Annotated in this window: 18 protein-coding genes; all 18 read right to left on the reverse strand. The window is 59.6% G+C overall.

Annotated elements, in window-relative coordinates; all coding sequences use genetic code 11:
• Positions 1–1,202 (reverse strand): hypothetical protein (locus Q0I19_RS11240; protein WP_294761716.1); only part of this gene is annotated, 1,202 nt, incomplete at its 3' end.
• Positions 1,187–1,789 carry a Gp15 family bacteriophage protein gene (locus Q0I19_RS11245; protein WP_294761717.1) on the reverse strand — a complete coding sequence of 201 codons (603 nt, stop codon included), beginning with the start codon at positions 1,787–1,789 and terminating at the stop codon, positions 1,187–1,189. The genes Q0I19_RS11245 and Q0I19_RS11240, both read right to left, overlap by 16 nt.
• On the reverse strand, positions 1,786–2,220 hold the full coding sequence (locus Q0I19_RS11250; protein ID WP_294761718.1) for a hypothetical protein: 435 nt from the start codon (positions 2,218–2,220) through the stop codon (positions 1,786–1,788). Before Q0I19_RS11250 ends, Q0I19_RS11245 begins: the two co-directional genes overlap by 4 nt.
• A gap of 23 nt (positions 2,221–2,243) precedes the next feature.
• On the reverse strand, positions 2,244–2,717 hold the full coding sequence (locus Q0I19_RS11255) for a hypothetical protein (RefSeq protein WP_294761719.1): 474 nt from the start codon (positions 2,715–2,717) through the stop codon (positions 2,244–2,246).
• Positions 2,714–3,175: a hypothetical protein gene (locus Q0I19_RS11260; protein WP_294761720.1), complete on the reverse strand. Its 462-nt coding sequence runs from the start codon at positions 3,173–3,175 to the stop codon at positions 2,714–2,716. Before Q0I19_RS11260 ends, Q0I19_RS11255 begins: the two co-directional genes overlap by 4 nt.
• 74 nt (positions 3,176–3,249) lie before the next feature.
• Entirely contained in the window at positions 3,250–3,645 is a 396-nt protein-coding gene (locus tag Q0I19_RS11265) for a hypothetical protein (protein WP_294761721.1), read from the reverse strand.
• On the reverse strand, positions 3,638–4,006 hold the full coding sequence (locus tag Q0I19_RS11270; RefSeq protein WP_294761723.1) for a hypothetical protein: 369 nt from the start codon (positions 4,004–4,006) through the stop codon (positions 3,638–3,640). Before Q0I19_RS11270 ends, Q0I19_RS11265 begins: the two co-directional genes overlap by 8 nt.
• A 10-nt stretch (positions 4,007–4,016) precedes the next feature.
• Complete coding sequence (locus tag Q0I19_RS11275; protein ID WP_294761725.1) at positions 4,017–4,871, reverse strand: N4-gp56 family major capsid protein; 855 nt, start codon at positions 4,869–4,871, stop codon at positions 4,017–4,019.
• A 21-nt stretch (positions 4,872–4,892) separates the two neighbouring features.
• A complete protein-coding gene (locus Q0I19_RS11280; protein WP_294761727.1) occupies positions 4,893–5,054 on the reverse strand; it encodes a hypothetical protein in 162 nt (53 codons plus the stop codon).
• Entirely contained in the window at positions 5,035–6,375 is a 1,341-nt protein-coding gene (locus Q0I19_RS11285) for a hypothetical protein (RefSeq protein ID WP_294761728.1), read from the reverse strand. Before Q0I19_RS11285 ends, Q0I19_RS11280 begins: the two co-directional genes overlap by 20 nt.
• Positions 6,376–6,408: 33 nt before the next feature.
• Positions 6,409–7,653, reverse strand: coding sequence for a PBSX family phage terminase large subunit (locus Q0I19_RS11290; RefSeq protein ID WP_294761730.1), 1,245 nt, complete (start codon positions 7,651–7,653; stop codon positions 6,409–6,411).
• A gap of 12 nt (positions 7,654–7,665) precedes the next feature.
• Complete coding sequence (locus Q0I19_RS11295) at positions 7,666–7,854, reverse strand: hypothetical protein (RefSeq protein ID WP_294761731.1); 189 nt, start codon at positions 7,852–7,854, stop codon at positions 7,666–7,668.
• A 174-nt stretch (positions 7,855–8,028) separates the two neighbouring features.
• Positions 8,029–8,457, reverse strand: a complete 429-nt coding sequence (locus Q0I19_RS11300; RefSeq protein ID WP_294761732.1) for a sigma factor-like helix-turn-helix DNA-binding protein — start codon at positions 8,455–8,457, stop codon at positions 8,029–8,031.
• A 245-nt stretch (positions 8,458–8,702) separates the two neighbouring features.
• Positions 8,703–10,463, reverse strand: a complete 1,761-nt coding sequence (locus Q0I19_RS11305; RefSeq protein ID WP_296023788.1) for a recombinase family protein — start codon at positions 10,461–10,463, stop codon at positions 8,703–8,705.
• A complete protein-coding gene (locus tag Q0I19_RS11310) occupies positions 10,460–10,876 on the reverse strand; it encodes a recombinase family protein (protein WP_294761734.1) in 417 nt (138 codons plus the stop codon). The genes Q0I19_RS11305 and Q0I19_RS11310 overlap by 4 nt, the downstream gene beginning before the upstream one ends.
• A 69-nt stretch (positions 10,877–10,945) precedes the next feature.
• On the reverse strand, positions 10,946–11,212 hold the full coding sequence (locus tag Q0I19_RS11315) for a transposon-encoded TnpW family protein (RefSeq protein ID WP_296023789.1): 267 nt from the start codon (positions 11,210–11,212) through the stop codon (positions 10,946–10,948).
• Positions 11,213–11,536: 324 nt separating this feature from the next.
• A complete protein-coding gene (locus Q0I19_RS11320) occupies positions 11,537–11,776 on the reverse strand; it encodes a helix-turn-helix domain-containing protein (RefSeq protein WP_195388200.1) in 240 nt (79 codons plus the stop codon).
• Entirely contained in the window at positions 11,773–12,195 is a 423-nt protein-coding gene (locus tag Q0I19_RS11325) for a sigma-70 family RNA polymerase sigma factor (RefSeq protein ID WP_022287788.1), read from the reverse strand. The genes Q0I19_RS11320 and Q0I19_RS11325 overlap by 4 nt, the downstream gene beginning before the upstream one ends.
• Between the last annotated feature and the right edge of the window lie 697 nt (positions 12,196–12,892).

Genomic DNA, 12,892 nt, shown 5'->3' on the forward strand with positions numbered 1-12,892 from the left:
GCAAAGCCGTTCAGCACCTCGGCCACGGCCTGCTTGATGGTATCCAGCGGTGCCTCGACGTTGGTTCCGCTGCGCTGATCGCCCAGCATGGCCAAAAAGCGGCGGTTCGCGGGTATGACCGCACCGCCCGCCAGCGCGGGCACGGGCAGGGCGGGCAGCGCCGCAAAGGGCTGCACGGCTGCACCGCCGCCCTTGAACACAGCCCCCACGCGCCCGGCGACACCGCCTATGGCCGAGAGGATATTCTGCACGATGCTCAAAAGCCCGTCAAACATGGATTTGACGGCGTTCACGGCAGCGGACGCAGCATTTTGTACCATAGCTACGATCTTTTGCCAGACCGCGGACACGGTTTCGGCCATGGTGTTCCAGGCCGCATCCCACTGCCCCGTCAGCACGCTGCTGACAAAATCCGCCAGCCCCTGCAGCACGGTCAGGGCGATGTTCACGCAGTCGGCCACCACGCCCACAAACCCGGCCGCCGCCGTGGCCAGCCCGCTGAATACCAGCGCCACACCCGGGCCAAAGGTCGCCGCCGCCCATTGCAGCAGCGGGGCCAGCACGGTGTTCCACAAATTCAGCAAAAGGTTTGCCAGCGCGCCCAGCGTCAGCGCAAGCTGCTGCCAAAGCGGCTGCAAATGCTGCTGCCAAAGCGTGGCAAGCAGCCCCGCGCAGTTTTGCAAAAAGGGCTGCAAGGTTCCCTCCCACAGCGTCTGCAGCAGGGTCTTGACCCCCTGCAGGGCCGTGGCCAGCCCCGCCGTGATGGCGGGCGCATACACCTGCCAGCCTTCGGCAAAGCTGCGGCACAGAGCATCCCACGCGGTGCCAAGCGGGGCAAGCAGGCTGCGGATATGGGCGTAAAATCCATCCCACTGTTCGCGCAGCTGCTGCAGCGCCTGCTGCCATGGCGTCAGCGTTTCGGCAGGGTCGGCCTTGGCGGCCTTGGCCTTGCTGCCGCTCTTTTTGGCGGCGGTGCCGCCGCTTTGCAGGCGGTTGATCTCATCAAAGGCAGCCAGGCTGCGTTTTGCCTGGGCGGCCGTTTTTTGCAGCCCCGTGCGCAGGTCGGCCAGCACCCGCTTGGTCTGGCTGCCCGCCGTGCCCACGCCCCGCAGGGCTGCGGTCAGCCCTTGCAGGGTCGACTGCATTTTGGCGGTGGGGGCAGCGGTACTCAGCGTTTTTTCCAAGGTCAGATTTTTTTGCATACACCCTCCTTTTTGTCATCCAAAAGTGCGAGCAGCCGCTGTTTTTGCGCATCTGCCTCGTCGGTGTCAGGGCGGCGCAGCTCCACGGCGGCGCGGTGGGTGCGGTAAAATTCCAGTTCCCACGCCTCCAGCCGTTTGCCGCGGCGCAGCTTGTCGCGGATCGCCACCACGGTGGCAAAGCTGCCCTGCCCGATGGCATCAAAGCAAGCCAGAAAGCTCCACCAGTGCAGGTACGGCATACTGCGCACATCGCACCCCGCCGCCTGGCGGATGCCCGCCGCGATCAGCGGCGCGTCCTGCTGCCAGTCCATCAGCTGCGGGGTGCCGGGCTGCGGTTCGGGGCGGCCCGCCAGCAAAAACTCCTGCAAAAAGGCGGTCGCCGCGCCCCATACGGCGGCGGGCATAGCGGCAAAGTCGGGGTAAAACAGCCGCATCGCAATGTACCAGCGCTCCTCCGGCTTCAGCTGCGGGTCTGCCCCGCCCGAAAGCCAGCGCAGCACCTCCAAAATATCGCGGTAATCCGTGCGGATCTCATACTCCTGCCCGTCCAGCACGGCGCAGCGGGGCAGCGTCCACGCCGCGATCACAGGCTTTGCCGCTGCACGCGCGCGGCGTCGGCCTCGGCGGCGGCCGCATCGGCCACAGCCTGCAGGTGCTGCTCTGCCCCCGCCTGCAGCACAGGGGTCAGCGCCTCCAGCAGGTTTTGCACAACGCGCTTGCCGTTTTGCCCCACGGCTGCCAGGCTGACCCCTTCCAGCAGGGTGTCAAAGTCGTTGTGCGCGCCGAAAATTTCGGTCAGCAGGGCTTTAATCTTGCCGTCATACTCCGCCAGCAGGGCCAGCCCCTCGGCGTCATCGGCGGGGGTGCGGGCGGTCAGCTCGGCATCCAGCGCGTCCAGCTGTGCGCCCAGCGCAAAAAAGCGGTGGTACAGGTTGGGGTCCGCCGGGTTAAAGCGCAAAACGCCCCGCCCGTTGACACAAAATTCCTGCATACCGGTATCAATGGTAAGGTTCTGCATCGTCCCTCTCCTCCTCTCAAAAATTACGCTGCGGTGAAGGTTTTTGTCTTTACATCAAAGCTGCCCCTGGTTTTGACGCCCGTGTAATGCACCACAAACGGGATCTGGTAGCCGGTAGTGTCGCCGCCGTAGCTGGTCACCTCGATGTAGCATTCCTCGCGCACGGCGGGGTAAGCGGTGCCGGTGACCTCGCCCCAGAGCTTGACCTCCACGATGTCGGTTTTCAGCTCGTCCAGCAGCAGGTCGCCGTCGATGATGGCCTGCAGCTTTTCAAACAGGGGGTCGCCCTCCTGCGCGTAGTAGGGCTTGACCTCGCCCTGCTTCTGGTAGCTGTTGATGGTCACGCTGGTCTCGCCCAGAATGTTGGACTTTTTTTCCACATTGGCGCTCATTTCGGGGGAAAACTCCTCCAGATCGTCGCCCAGGCGGGTGTAGGCAGCTTCGCCGCCGAAAGCGGCGTTCAGATAATGCGCCATATATTTGCGTTGGATCTTCATGCAAGTTCTCCTTTTTCCGTGTAAGCCACGGTGTAGTCCGCCCAAAGGCGGAGGGTGTAGCAGGCGGTGCCGCCCGCATCGGCGCGCTCCATACAGGCGTCGGCGGTGCGCAGGGTCTCGGCATCGGTGTCGTAATTGCCGAAAATCGGCGCGGTGTGCGCGGCGCTTTGCGCGGCCAGCCAGGCCTGCAGGGTTTCCAGCCGCTGCACATTTTGCAGGGCGGCGGCGTCATCGCCGGGGGGCAGCGGCAGGCACAGGCGCAGCAAAAACTCGCTGCGGCGGCTTTGACGGGTCTCTCCCCACAGGTTTTGCCGCGTTGCCTTTACGGCGGTTCCCCTGCCCCAAAGCCCCGCCGTAAAGGGGGCGGGCGGCAGCTGCTCCGCTGCCAGGGTGATGTCCCGCAGGGCGGGTGCTGTGCGCAAAAATGCACACAGCGTCGTAAGAATGTTTGTGTTCACGATTCTGCCTTTCCCATAAAAATCACGGTGTGCCGCGGCCGCCGCAGCGGCACACCGCTTGGTAACGTTCTGCCTTATCGGGTCAGGCTGTGCGCCCCGCTGCCCGTGCCCTGCCACCAGGCGCCGACCTCGACATGGTGCAGCCTGCCGCGGTGCATCAGCGGCAGAATGTACTCAACAGCCGCCGCATCGGACGCACCCGGCACAAAGGCGGCAAACTGCTGCCAGCTCAGCGCGGCGCCTTCGCCGCGGCAAAGGCGGTCGCCGGGGGTCATCGCTGCGCCGTCCCACACGGCGGCGGGGATCACCAGCAAAAACGAGGTGCCCGACTTTGTACCCTTGACGTCGGGCTTTTGCCGCATACCCGTTTGCAGGTAGACGCCGCGCAGCACCCGCCGCGTCACCGTGTGGGCGGCGGGGTCGGCGTGGTACAGCGTCACGGTGTCGGCAAACAGCGGGTTGTCAGCCATTCAGCCACCGTCCGATCCGCAGGTAGTAGCCCGCTTCGTGGCGGTAATGGGCGGCGCGGCCGCTGAGCGTGGCGGCGCACAGTTCGGGCGGCTCGGCGTAGCTTTCGCTCACGCTGCCCACCGTCACCTTGGTCAGGCCGCGGGCCTCGTCCTCCTGCTTGAACTCATACACCGCATCGGCAATGGCGCACAGCGCCATGTTCTCGGCCTCCTCGGCGGTCAGACCCTTGCGCGGCTGCACGGCATAGACCTCCTTCATGTAGGCGAGCTTGCCCTCGGCGCGACGCATACAGGCGGCAAACTCCGTTTCGGGGATATCCTCGCCCAGATAGTGGTCGCAATAGTACGCGTAATCCGGCATAGGCTCCCCCTTACTCCTTGAACTTAGCCAGCACGACCTTGGCCTCGTTGGAGAGCACCGCCACATAGAACTCGTCGGCGGTAATTTCGGTGGTGCGGGTCTTGGGCTTGCGCTCGGTCTCGACATTGACCTCACGCTTGCGGTAGATGGTCAGGGCGGGGATCTCGTCCTCAGTCTCGGGGTCCGCCTCCAGCTTGACGATGGGGCAGGCGTAGACGCCGTCCGTCAGCGGTACCTTTTTGCTGGGCACCAGGCGGCAGCCCGCGATCATGCCGATCTCCCCCGTCAGCACCACGCCGGGGTTGTACTTGTCGGCGCTGAGGAAATCCGGATTCTTGCGCAGCTCGGTCACCTGCTTGGGGTGGATGAACATGACCTTGTCGCTGCAGCCCATCTCGTCCTCAAACAGGTCAACGGCATCGACAATGGCGTTGTAGCTGATGGGTGCGGCGCTGCCGTCGTAGATCAGGGGGGCGGTCTGCAGGGCTTCCATGCAGTCGTTGTCGATTTTGGCGGCGATGGCCAGCGCCAGCTGGGTGTTGGCCTCGCCCACGGGGTTGCCGTAGCCGGACAGCACGGCCTCGTCGGTCAGGCCGATGCCCTTCATGGCCTTTTTGATTTTGGCCTTGCGGGTGGAGGTGGTCATCTTTTCAATGGCGACCTCGCCGCCCTCGGCGACGTCGGCGGCATCACCGATGTAGGTGTAAACGGGCACGGTGATGGTGTCGCCCTGCACGCCCGCCAGCGTGTCGTCGATTTTGGCAAAGGGAGCAACGCGCATCTTTTTGGGTACGCGGGCGCTGACCATGTCAGCCATAACCTCAGGGTCGATCAGGTCGGACAGCTTGGTAATGATATCAGCCATAGTGCAATTCCTTTCGTTGTATCAGTATTTTTTCATTTCACGGTAGGCTTCGGGGTTTTCGCGCTTCAGGGCCAGGCGCTCGCGGTAGCTCATGCGGTCCCACGCGGCGCGGTCGGGGTTCAGCGGCGCGGTGCCGGTGCCGGCGGCGTAGGGTGCGGGGGGTTCATGCTTCGTTTGTTCCATCTTCGGTTTCTCCTTTCGGCAGGTAATGGCGGCGGATAGCGGCCAGGTCGGCCTCGGTTTCGTGCGGCAGGTCATAGTACCACGCCAGCGCCAATTCGGGGCGCAGCATGCCTTTTTCGACCATCGTCTGCTGCTCCTGCCAGACGCGGGCGCGGTCGTACAACACGCCGTCGCCCCAGTCCACGGTCAGCGGCGCGGCGGGGTGGGGGTCGTTGCCGTACAGGCGGCCCAGCGCGGCGCACAGCTGCATGGCCTCGTCGGCGGCGGCCGCCCACGCGCCCTGCAATTCCCGCACGGTCACGTCATAGTCGGCGGCAGCGGCGGCAATTTCGGTGGCGGTGCGGGCCTCGCCGCTGCACTCCTGCTCGCTCAAAATGCCGCGCCGCAATCCCAGCAGGCTTTCGCAGCCGCGCAAAAGGTCCTGCTTGCGGTTCAAAAAGCTCTGCTCGCGCAGGGCGGGGCTGTACACCGTCACCCCCACGTTGGCGGGGTCGTCGGGCAGGCCGACAAACAAATCATCGCGCAGGGCGCGCTGCCCGGCGGCATCGGGGCGCAAAAGATCCTCCGACGCAAACACGCGGGACGCGCCGTTGGCAAACTCGGCGTTCAGCTGGGCCTCCAGCCGCGCCAGCGCGTGCAGCAGCCCTGCTGCGGGGGCGTAAATGCTTACGGCATCGGCGCTGCCGTCCACGCAGTTGACCAGCGGCATACGCAGCACCGCCAGCCCCACGCCCGACACACCGGGCAATACCAGCTGGGGCACCAGGTCGGCGCAGGCGGGCAGGGTATCCAGCGGCACACAGCGCCCCAGCGCCTGGCCGTTCAGCTCAAACAGGCGGGTCTCGATGGTCAGCCCGTCCGCGCCTGCGGTGCGGCGTTCCAGCAGGGCGTAGCGGCGGCTTTCCACGGTAAAGATCTCCATCGTGCCCACCGCCAGCAGCTGCCCGTGGGCATCGCGCGCCAGCGGCACATAGCAGTCGCGGCGGATAGCCGCAAACGCAAAACCGGCCTTTTGCGGTACCGGCTTCAGCAGGCACTCGCCGCCGATCATCGCATATTGCAGCGCGGTCTTGGCAACGCAGTTCAGCGCGGCCAGGCTTGCCTTGCGGGCGGGCGCGGCGTCAGCGGGCAGACGCGCCTCGTACTCGGCAAAAACCGTGCGGCACAATTTGCCCACGATCAGCGCCGCCGGGCGCAGGGCGGTGTCCTCCTGCGGGCGGGGTGCGCCGCAGTACAGGTCAAACCACTCCCGCAAGGCCGCGCGCATCTTCGGCGTGGTGACATCATTTCTGCCGAAGGCTTGCTCTAAAAAGTTTTCCACAAAATCTCCTCTCACAGTTGAATTTTCTCCCTCTCAGCTGCCGCGACGCCGCCAGATGCACTCCACCGCATAGCGCACGGCGTCGATGTGGTGGTTGTTCACGTCGGGGTAGCCGGGCAGCACCTCGCCGGTGCGGGGGTCGCGCTCGTACTCGTACTCGGCAAATTCGGCGGCGGTGTCGGGGCAGCGCGCCGGGTCAATGACGATGCCCGCCAGCCCCTGCAGCCACTTCATGCTTTCGCGCACACTGCCGGGGCCTTTTTGGGCGGCGCGGCAGGGCAGCCCGGCAGCGCGGTAGTCGGCGCAGGATTTCGGCTCGGCGGCGTCGGCAGTCAGGGGGCCGCCCTCGTCCCCGCCCACACCGCGCTCCAAAAGCAGGCGGGCGGTGTCGCGGTTGGTGGTGCGCGTGCGGGTCAGCTCGTCAAAAATCACCAGCGTGCGGCGGGCGGCATCGTAATGCACGGCGTTGTACGCCCACGGGTCGGGGTACCAGCCCCAGTCCACCCCGTGGTAAAGGCGGTCAAAGGCTTCCAGCTCGGCATCGGTCACAGCGCGCAGGGTCAGGTTGGCAAACACCGCCGCGCCGCTGCCCACCACCTCGCCGCCGTATTCGTGGCGGTAGGCGTCGGGGTTGACGGCTTTCAGGTGCTCGGCATCCGCCCAAAAGCGCTCGCCCAGCCAGGCGCGGGGCAGGTCGCGGTAGGTCGAATGATGCACCAGCTTGCCGTCGCGCGGCTGCAGGGCGTAGCGGTTTGCCCAGTTGCGCGCCATGGCGGGCGGGTTAAAGCTCTTAAAGGTCAGGCTGTATCCCCCGCCGCGCAGCAGGCTTTGCTCGACATTGCGCACCTCCTCGGCACCGTCGAACTGGTCAAGCTCCTCGAACCAGCAAAGCCCCACCGCCCCAAAGGGCGGTTTCAGGCTTTTGAGCTTGCCCGCGTCGTCCAACCCGAAGAACAGAATTTTCTGCCCCGTGGGCAGGTAGGTACATTCCATCGGGCTGACGGTGCAGCGGAAATACGCCCCGCAGCCCAGTGCATCGATGGCCCACAAGATCTGGTTGTACACGCTGTTGCGCAGCGTGCCCGCCACCTTGCGCAGCACCACGGCGTGGCAGTCCGGCGTGCGCAGCAGCCGATAGACCAGCTCCAGCGAGACATAGCTGCTTTTGCCGGAGCCGCGCCCGCCCTTGGCCACGACCTCCTGCACGGTACCGGCGCTGATGGCGCGGTGTACCGGCCAGAACACGGCGGGTATGATTTGCTTTAAGCGTACCTGCATTGGCGTTCCCCCTTATTCCTCATCCACAATGATCACCCCCTCGTCACAGGCTTTTTCGCCCAGACCCAGATGCTTGTACAGCATCTCCAGCGCGCGCAGCTTGTCGGCGGTTTTTACCGGCGGCGCGTTGGCGGCCTCCGGGTCGGCAAAGGCGATCTCTGCCAGCTCCGCCAGAACGTGCTCCGGCGTCAGGTCACACACAAAGGCATCACTCTCCTTTCGGTTTGGGGCAATCAAAAACCGCGAGGGAGTTTTGTTTCTCTCTCGCGGTTTTCGATGTTATCATTTTACTACTTTAGGTTGTATTTTACAATGAAGAAATACTGAAATTTTGCTGAAATTCTACTGAAGAAAAGCTGAAATAAAACTGAAATTTCACTGAAATCCGGCCTGTTTTTCGGGTTCCAGCTTTTGCAGGCCCATGCGGTGCAGCTGGTAAACGCGGCGCTCGACCAGGCCCATCTCGTCGGCAATTTCGGCATAGCTCTGCCCGTCCACATAGCGGCGGCGCAGCACCTCGCGCGCGGTCAGGTTGGGCACGGCGGAAATAGCGCGCGCCACCTTGCAGCGGATGCCCATGCAGGCCTCGATCTGGCTGTCCAGCTGGGCGCGGGCTGCATCCAGCCGTTCCACGGCGCGGGACAAACGGTCGGGGTTCGGCCCCGTGCCGGGCATACCGGTCAGGCGGGTGGTCATGCGCTGGGCGTCGCTGTTCAGGCTTTGCACCTCCTCCTCCAAAAAGCGTTCCTGATCCAGGGCGGTGCGGTATTGCATCAGCCACAGGCTTTTTTCTTTAACGGTCATCTTCTCCTCCTGTCGTGTCGGCCCGTTTCGTGCAGCGGGCAAATCTCTCTTTGTATACGGGGCTTTGTTGGTTCTTTTCTATCTTACAGTAACAACCATAGGTTGTCAATGTACAATTTCCATAATTTTATCCGTTAAAGTTTTATTGTACAATAATGCGGTCTGCAAAGTACAAAAAAAGCCGCCCCGCAAATGCGGCGGTGACTTAGGAAAACATTGAAGCAAGGAACGGTGTAGCTTAACGGCTATGCCGTTCTTTGCTCTTTTTTTCTTGTGTTACGGGCATTTTCGATTGCCCGTGTGAAGTCAAATGCACCGATGAAGTTATAAACGATGGTGATTTCCCGCGTTCTGGATTTCTTGTCAACATGGGAAACTTCGATCCTGTCAATGAAAGCACGGAGAACAGCCGCGTCAAGCTCCTGCAAATCCGTATACTTCTTCACGGCAGCGATAAACGCCTTAACATTGGTTTTCTGCTGCTCCTGCTGCTTCAGATCCTTGCGCAGGACTTCTGCCATTGATTTCAGGTTGCTTTGTTCCAGCTCGTAGTCATGGGACATTTTGATAAACCGTTCGTCTGACAGCTTGCCAATCACGTTGTCCTCATACAGTCGGGAGATAATGCGGTCAAGCTCTGCAATCCGCGTGTCCGCCTTTGCCAGCGTTTCGCGCTTCCGAACAAACTCTGCATCTCTGTCCCGCATATCGCTCTCGGCTGCGTCCTGAATGAACTCCGCTTCATGTTCTGAAACATAGGAGATTGCTTCCCGCAGATTTCGCAGAACGATTTCATGCAGCACAACATTCTTGATAGAATGGGTCGTGCAGAGATCCTTACCCTTGCGGTAGGTGGAGCAGATGAAGTATTTCTGGTTCTCTGCAAAGTTGGTAGCGCGGCATTGATACATTTTGCCGCCGCACTCTGCGCAATACAGAAGCCCGGAGAACATACCCATTTCGCCCATCTTGGTAGGACGGCGACGCGCCTTGCGAATGTTCTGAACAATCAGGAACACACTTTCCTCGATGATCGGCGGCTGGGTGTTCTCGAAGATCACCCAGTCCGCAGGGTCATTCCAGATTTTCTTCTTGCTCTTGTAGGACTGCTTTGTAGTCTTGAAGTTTACGGTATGCCCCAGATAGTCTACGCGCTCCAAAATGCGGGAAACCGTTTCATTTGTCCATTTGTACGGGTCTGCTGTCGGCTTGTTGCTGGTCGGCAGACCTTTCGCATGGCAATAGGCGGTTGGGTTCAAGATTTGCTGCTGTTTGAGCCATTTAGCAATCTGCGTGGGTCCCTTGCCGGATGCGCACAGGGAGAATATCTTCTGTACGACGGCTGCGGCTTCTTCATCGACGATCCATTTCTTTTTGTCCTCCGGGCTTTTCATATACCCATAGGGCGGAATGGTCGTCAAATGCTCACCGGACTTTCCTTTGCTCTGCCATGTAGCGCGAATCTTCTTAGAGGTATCGCGGGCATACATTTCGTTGAACACATTGCGGATTGCGGTAAACTCACTTTCGCCGCGTGTGCTGTCCACGCCGTCATTGACGGCAATGAAATGAACGCCAAACTCCGGGAAAACAACATCGGTATACATTCCCACTTGGAGATAATCGCGCCCGAAGCGGCTCATGTCCTTTACAATGACACGCTTGATCCGCCCAGCCTTGATGTCGGCAAGCATACGCTGGAAGCCCGGACGGTTGAAGTTTGTGCCGGAATAACCGTCGTCCTCGTCATAATGGCGGTAGGCGGTAATCCCGTGATCCTTGCAGTAGCGTTCCAGAATCTTCTTCTGGTTCGCTATGGAGTTGCTTTCACCATCCAGCTTATCTTCCTGAGAAAGGCGCTCATACAGGGCGGTCAGACCTTCTTCCTCTGCTTCCGTAGATAGCCCCTTGGCGTAGAACTGCAAAACATTATCGCGGATCACGCTGCGAAGCTCATTGCTTAAACTGTCCTGCGGTTTCAAGCTCTGAAAGGTAAATCCCGTCATCTGCACTCACCGCCTTTCTCGGAAGAACTGCGGTATGCGTTGACAATGCCGTGATATAGATTTCGGCAAAGGGGCAGATCGCCATCTGTAATGGAGTAAATCGGAATACCGCGCTGCTCCATATCATCAAGGAACTGCACCGCTGCAAGATAGCCGCGGTAAAGTCGGTTAAGCGATACGACAACGATTTTCTGCACGCGGTTCTCATGGATTGCTCCAAGCAGATTTTGAAACGCCGGACGCTCGGCGGTCAGGCCGCTGTACCCATTGTCCACGAAGAACATATAGGTGTCCGTTCCGTTTTCCTGCGCATGGCTCAAAAGTCGGTGCATTTGATTGTCAAGGTTCAGGTCTGTTTGTTTGTTCGCCGCACGGTAGTAATATGCGGTGATTTTGTCGGGCTGCTTTTTCATGTTGCCTCCTATTCCGGCAGCCGGACAAACAGGTTATTTATATTATACCAGAGATCTCGCTCGCCGTCATTAGGCGGGTTCAAAATTATTTGTAACTTTTTTACCCCGCAAGTCATTCTGAATCAGGCGGCGCACCTTTGTCACGGCGTCCTCTTTCGCGCCGTCTTTGACGACGGCCTTGACGATATACGTTATATCCCCGATCTTGTACTCGCGTACAATCGGGGACGTTGTTTTCTTCATGGTTGTTTCCATAGAAACAAATCCCCCTTTCATGGGAAACGAAATAACTACAAAAGGGAATGACAAAACGGACGGCTGCTGGCGCAGCTCCAAGGGAGTTTCACCCCCGCACGGTTCTCGTGCAGCCCTACCCATCGCCTGCGACGCTTTGAACGCTCGGACTGTGGCTGTAAGGTCGTATCATTATGTGTTTTGCGCGTCATTGCCTGCAAGCTGCCACACTTGCTTTACGGCGCGGTATTTGTCGCTCGGCATATCCTCCCGGATATGCGTCATGGCGTACCAGCCGTCCAGCTCGGCGCAAAAGGAACGTACCCGTTTTGCCTATGATGCGCCGCCGTTCTCTTGCGGGCATATTTGTCAAGGTGCAACGGACAGAAACGAGGAAGGGGGGAACACGTTTCTGTCAGGCGTCAGTTATCTCACACGGAATGTGAGCAGCTTGGTAATGAGCTTCGTTTCCAGCCTGCGCCGCAGTTCTTCATCCACGCAGAGATGGGGATTGCCGTACTCGTCGTAAAGCTCACGCATCGACAGACGGGCTATGTACCCTGCATAGTGTTTCAGAACGGCGTTGATCGCTTCCACGTCACCGCCAGCAGCCGCTTCAATGACGGTCAGCGGCAACAGACGGTTATTCTTCGATTGACTTGTCATCTGTTTTCTCCTCCCATCAGGTTTTTCAGCAGCTTTAGGGTGCTTGTCCTGCGATAGGCAACGGAACGGCGCACCATGTTCAGCACATTTGCAATTTCAGCGTCGGACATATCGAGGAAGTAAGACAGCAGGATAATATCTCTGCGGTCAACAGGCAAAGCGGAGATTGCTTCTGCCAGCGTTTCATCGTCGATACAAACCGAATGGCCAATGACTTCAAATGTGCGGCTATCCGTGAAATAGGTGTCACGGACAGCGAACTGTTCCAGCACTTCGATGGGCAGCTCAGAAAAATAGACCTCTCGGTTTCTTTTCCGTGCCAGCGCATCCTGATAGTCCCGCGCTTCGTTCCGCAGTACCTTTTTGCAGAAAGCATCAAAGGAGTGCTGGATATGTTCTTCGTGCGAATGAGGCTTCATGTATTCACCTCCCTTCGCGTCCGCAAAGGCGGGTGATACGGTTTTCTTCCCCTTTCGCCACTACTACGGTCTGCACCATGCGTTTTGGCAAATGCGCAGAAAAATTCTTGAAAAAATTCTTTAGGAAGACTCCATGCGCTGCACCTCCTGTTTCATCGTTGCGTTTCGAGGGATAGAAGCAGGAGGTGATCGACAGCCAACACAGAACCTAAGAAAACGGCAAAAAGCGCCTGTCTGCAAAACGCAGACAGGCGCAGAAGAATTACAAAATCTATTTACATGATTTCTGTATTCATACTCATGCCCGGAATACTCCATTGCAGGGCATGAGCTTTTTTTGACCGTAGATTATTAGGGGGATTGCAGAAAAGAAAAATGGACACGGCGATACCTCCATAGGCCACCGTGCCCTTACAGTTTCAACGGGTCGTCATTGGTTTGTGCAAGCGCAAAGAAACGGCAGCTCTGAAAATCAAAGCCGCCGTTTCAAATGGGCGTGTCAAAGTGTCTGCTGTACGACGGCTTTTTTTCTTTTGCCGTCGTGCGGCAGATCAAAATTGCAAGTATCGCAATCTTTATTCTGTTTTAGCACTCTTCTATAGCAACAACTGGAAGCCTCACTCCCATGCGGCTGAGAATCTCATTGCTGATGCTGTCGGAGCGTTCCGCAACACAAGGCGTCGATAACAAACTGTTT

The organism is uncultured Gemmiger sp. (assembly GCF_934561205.1).
Taxonomy (GTDB): domain Bacteria; phylum Bacillota; class Clostridia; order Oscillospirales; family Ruminococcaceae; genus Gemmiger.

What these genes read in the sequence shown, in the direction of transcription:
- Q0I19_RS11305 (WP_296023788.1), bottom strand. Translation starts at nt 10,463, where the DNA reads ATGACGGGATTTACCTTTCAGAGCTTGAAACCGCAGGACAGTTTAAGC.
- Q0I19_RS11280 (WP_294761727.1), bottom strand. Translation starts at nt 5,054, where the DNA reads ATGGAACAAACGAAGCATGAACCCCCCGCACCCTACGCCGCCGGCACC.
- Q0I19_RS11275 (WP_294761725.1), bottom strand. Translation starts at nt 4,871, where the DNA reads ATGGCTGATATCATTACCAAGCTGTCCGACCTGATCGACCCTGAGGTT.
- Q0I19_RS11265 (WP_294761721.1), bottom strand. Translation starts at nt 3,645, where the DNA reads ATGGCTGACAACCCGCTGTTTGCCGACACCGTGACGCTGTACCACGCC.
- Q0I19_RS11325 (WP_022287788.1), bottom strand. Translation starts at nt 12,195, where the DNA reads ATGAAGCCTCATTCGCACGAAGAACATATCCAGCACTCCTTTGATGCT.
- Q0I19_RS11250 (WP_294761718.1), bottom strand. Translation starts at nt 2,220, where the DNA reads ATGCAGAACCTTACCATTGATACCGGTATGCAGGAATTTTGTGTCAAC.
- Q0I19_RS11300 (WP_294761732.1), bottom strand. Translation starts at nt 8,457, where the DNA reads ATGACCGTTAAAGAAAAAAGCCTGTGGCTGATGCAATACCGCACCGCC.
- Q0I19_RS11290 (WP_294761730.1), bottom strand. Translation starts at nt 7,653, where the DNA reads ATGCAGGTACGCTTAAAGCAAATCATACCCGCCGTGTTCTGGCCGGTA.
- Q0I19_RS11270 (WP_294761723.1), bottom strand. Translation starts at nt 4,006, where the DNA reads ATGCCGGATTACGCGTACTATTGCGACCACTATCTGGGCGAGGATATC.
- Q0I19_RS11320 (WP_195388200.1), bottom strand. Translation starts at nt 11,776, where the DNA reads ATGACAAGTCAATCGAAGAATAACCGTCTGTTGCCGCTGACCGTCATT.
- Q0I19_RS11255 (WP_294761719.1), bottom strand. Translation starts at nt 2,717, where the DNA reads ATGAAGATCCAACGCAAATATATGGCGCATTATCTGAACGCCGCTTTC.
- Q0I19_RS11310 (WP_294761734.1), bottom strand. Translation starts at nt 10,876, where the DNA reads ATGAAAAAGCAGCCCGACAAAATCACCGCATATTACTACCGTGCGGCG.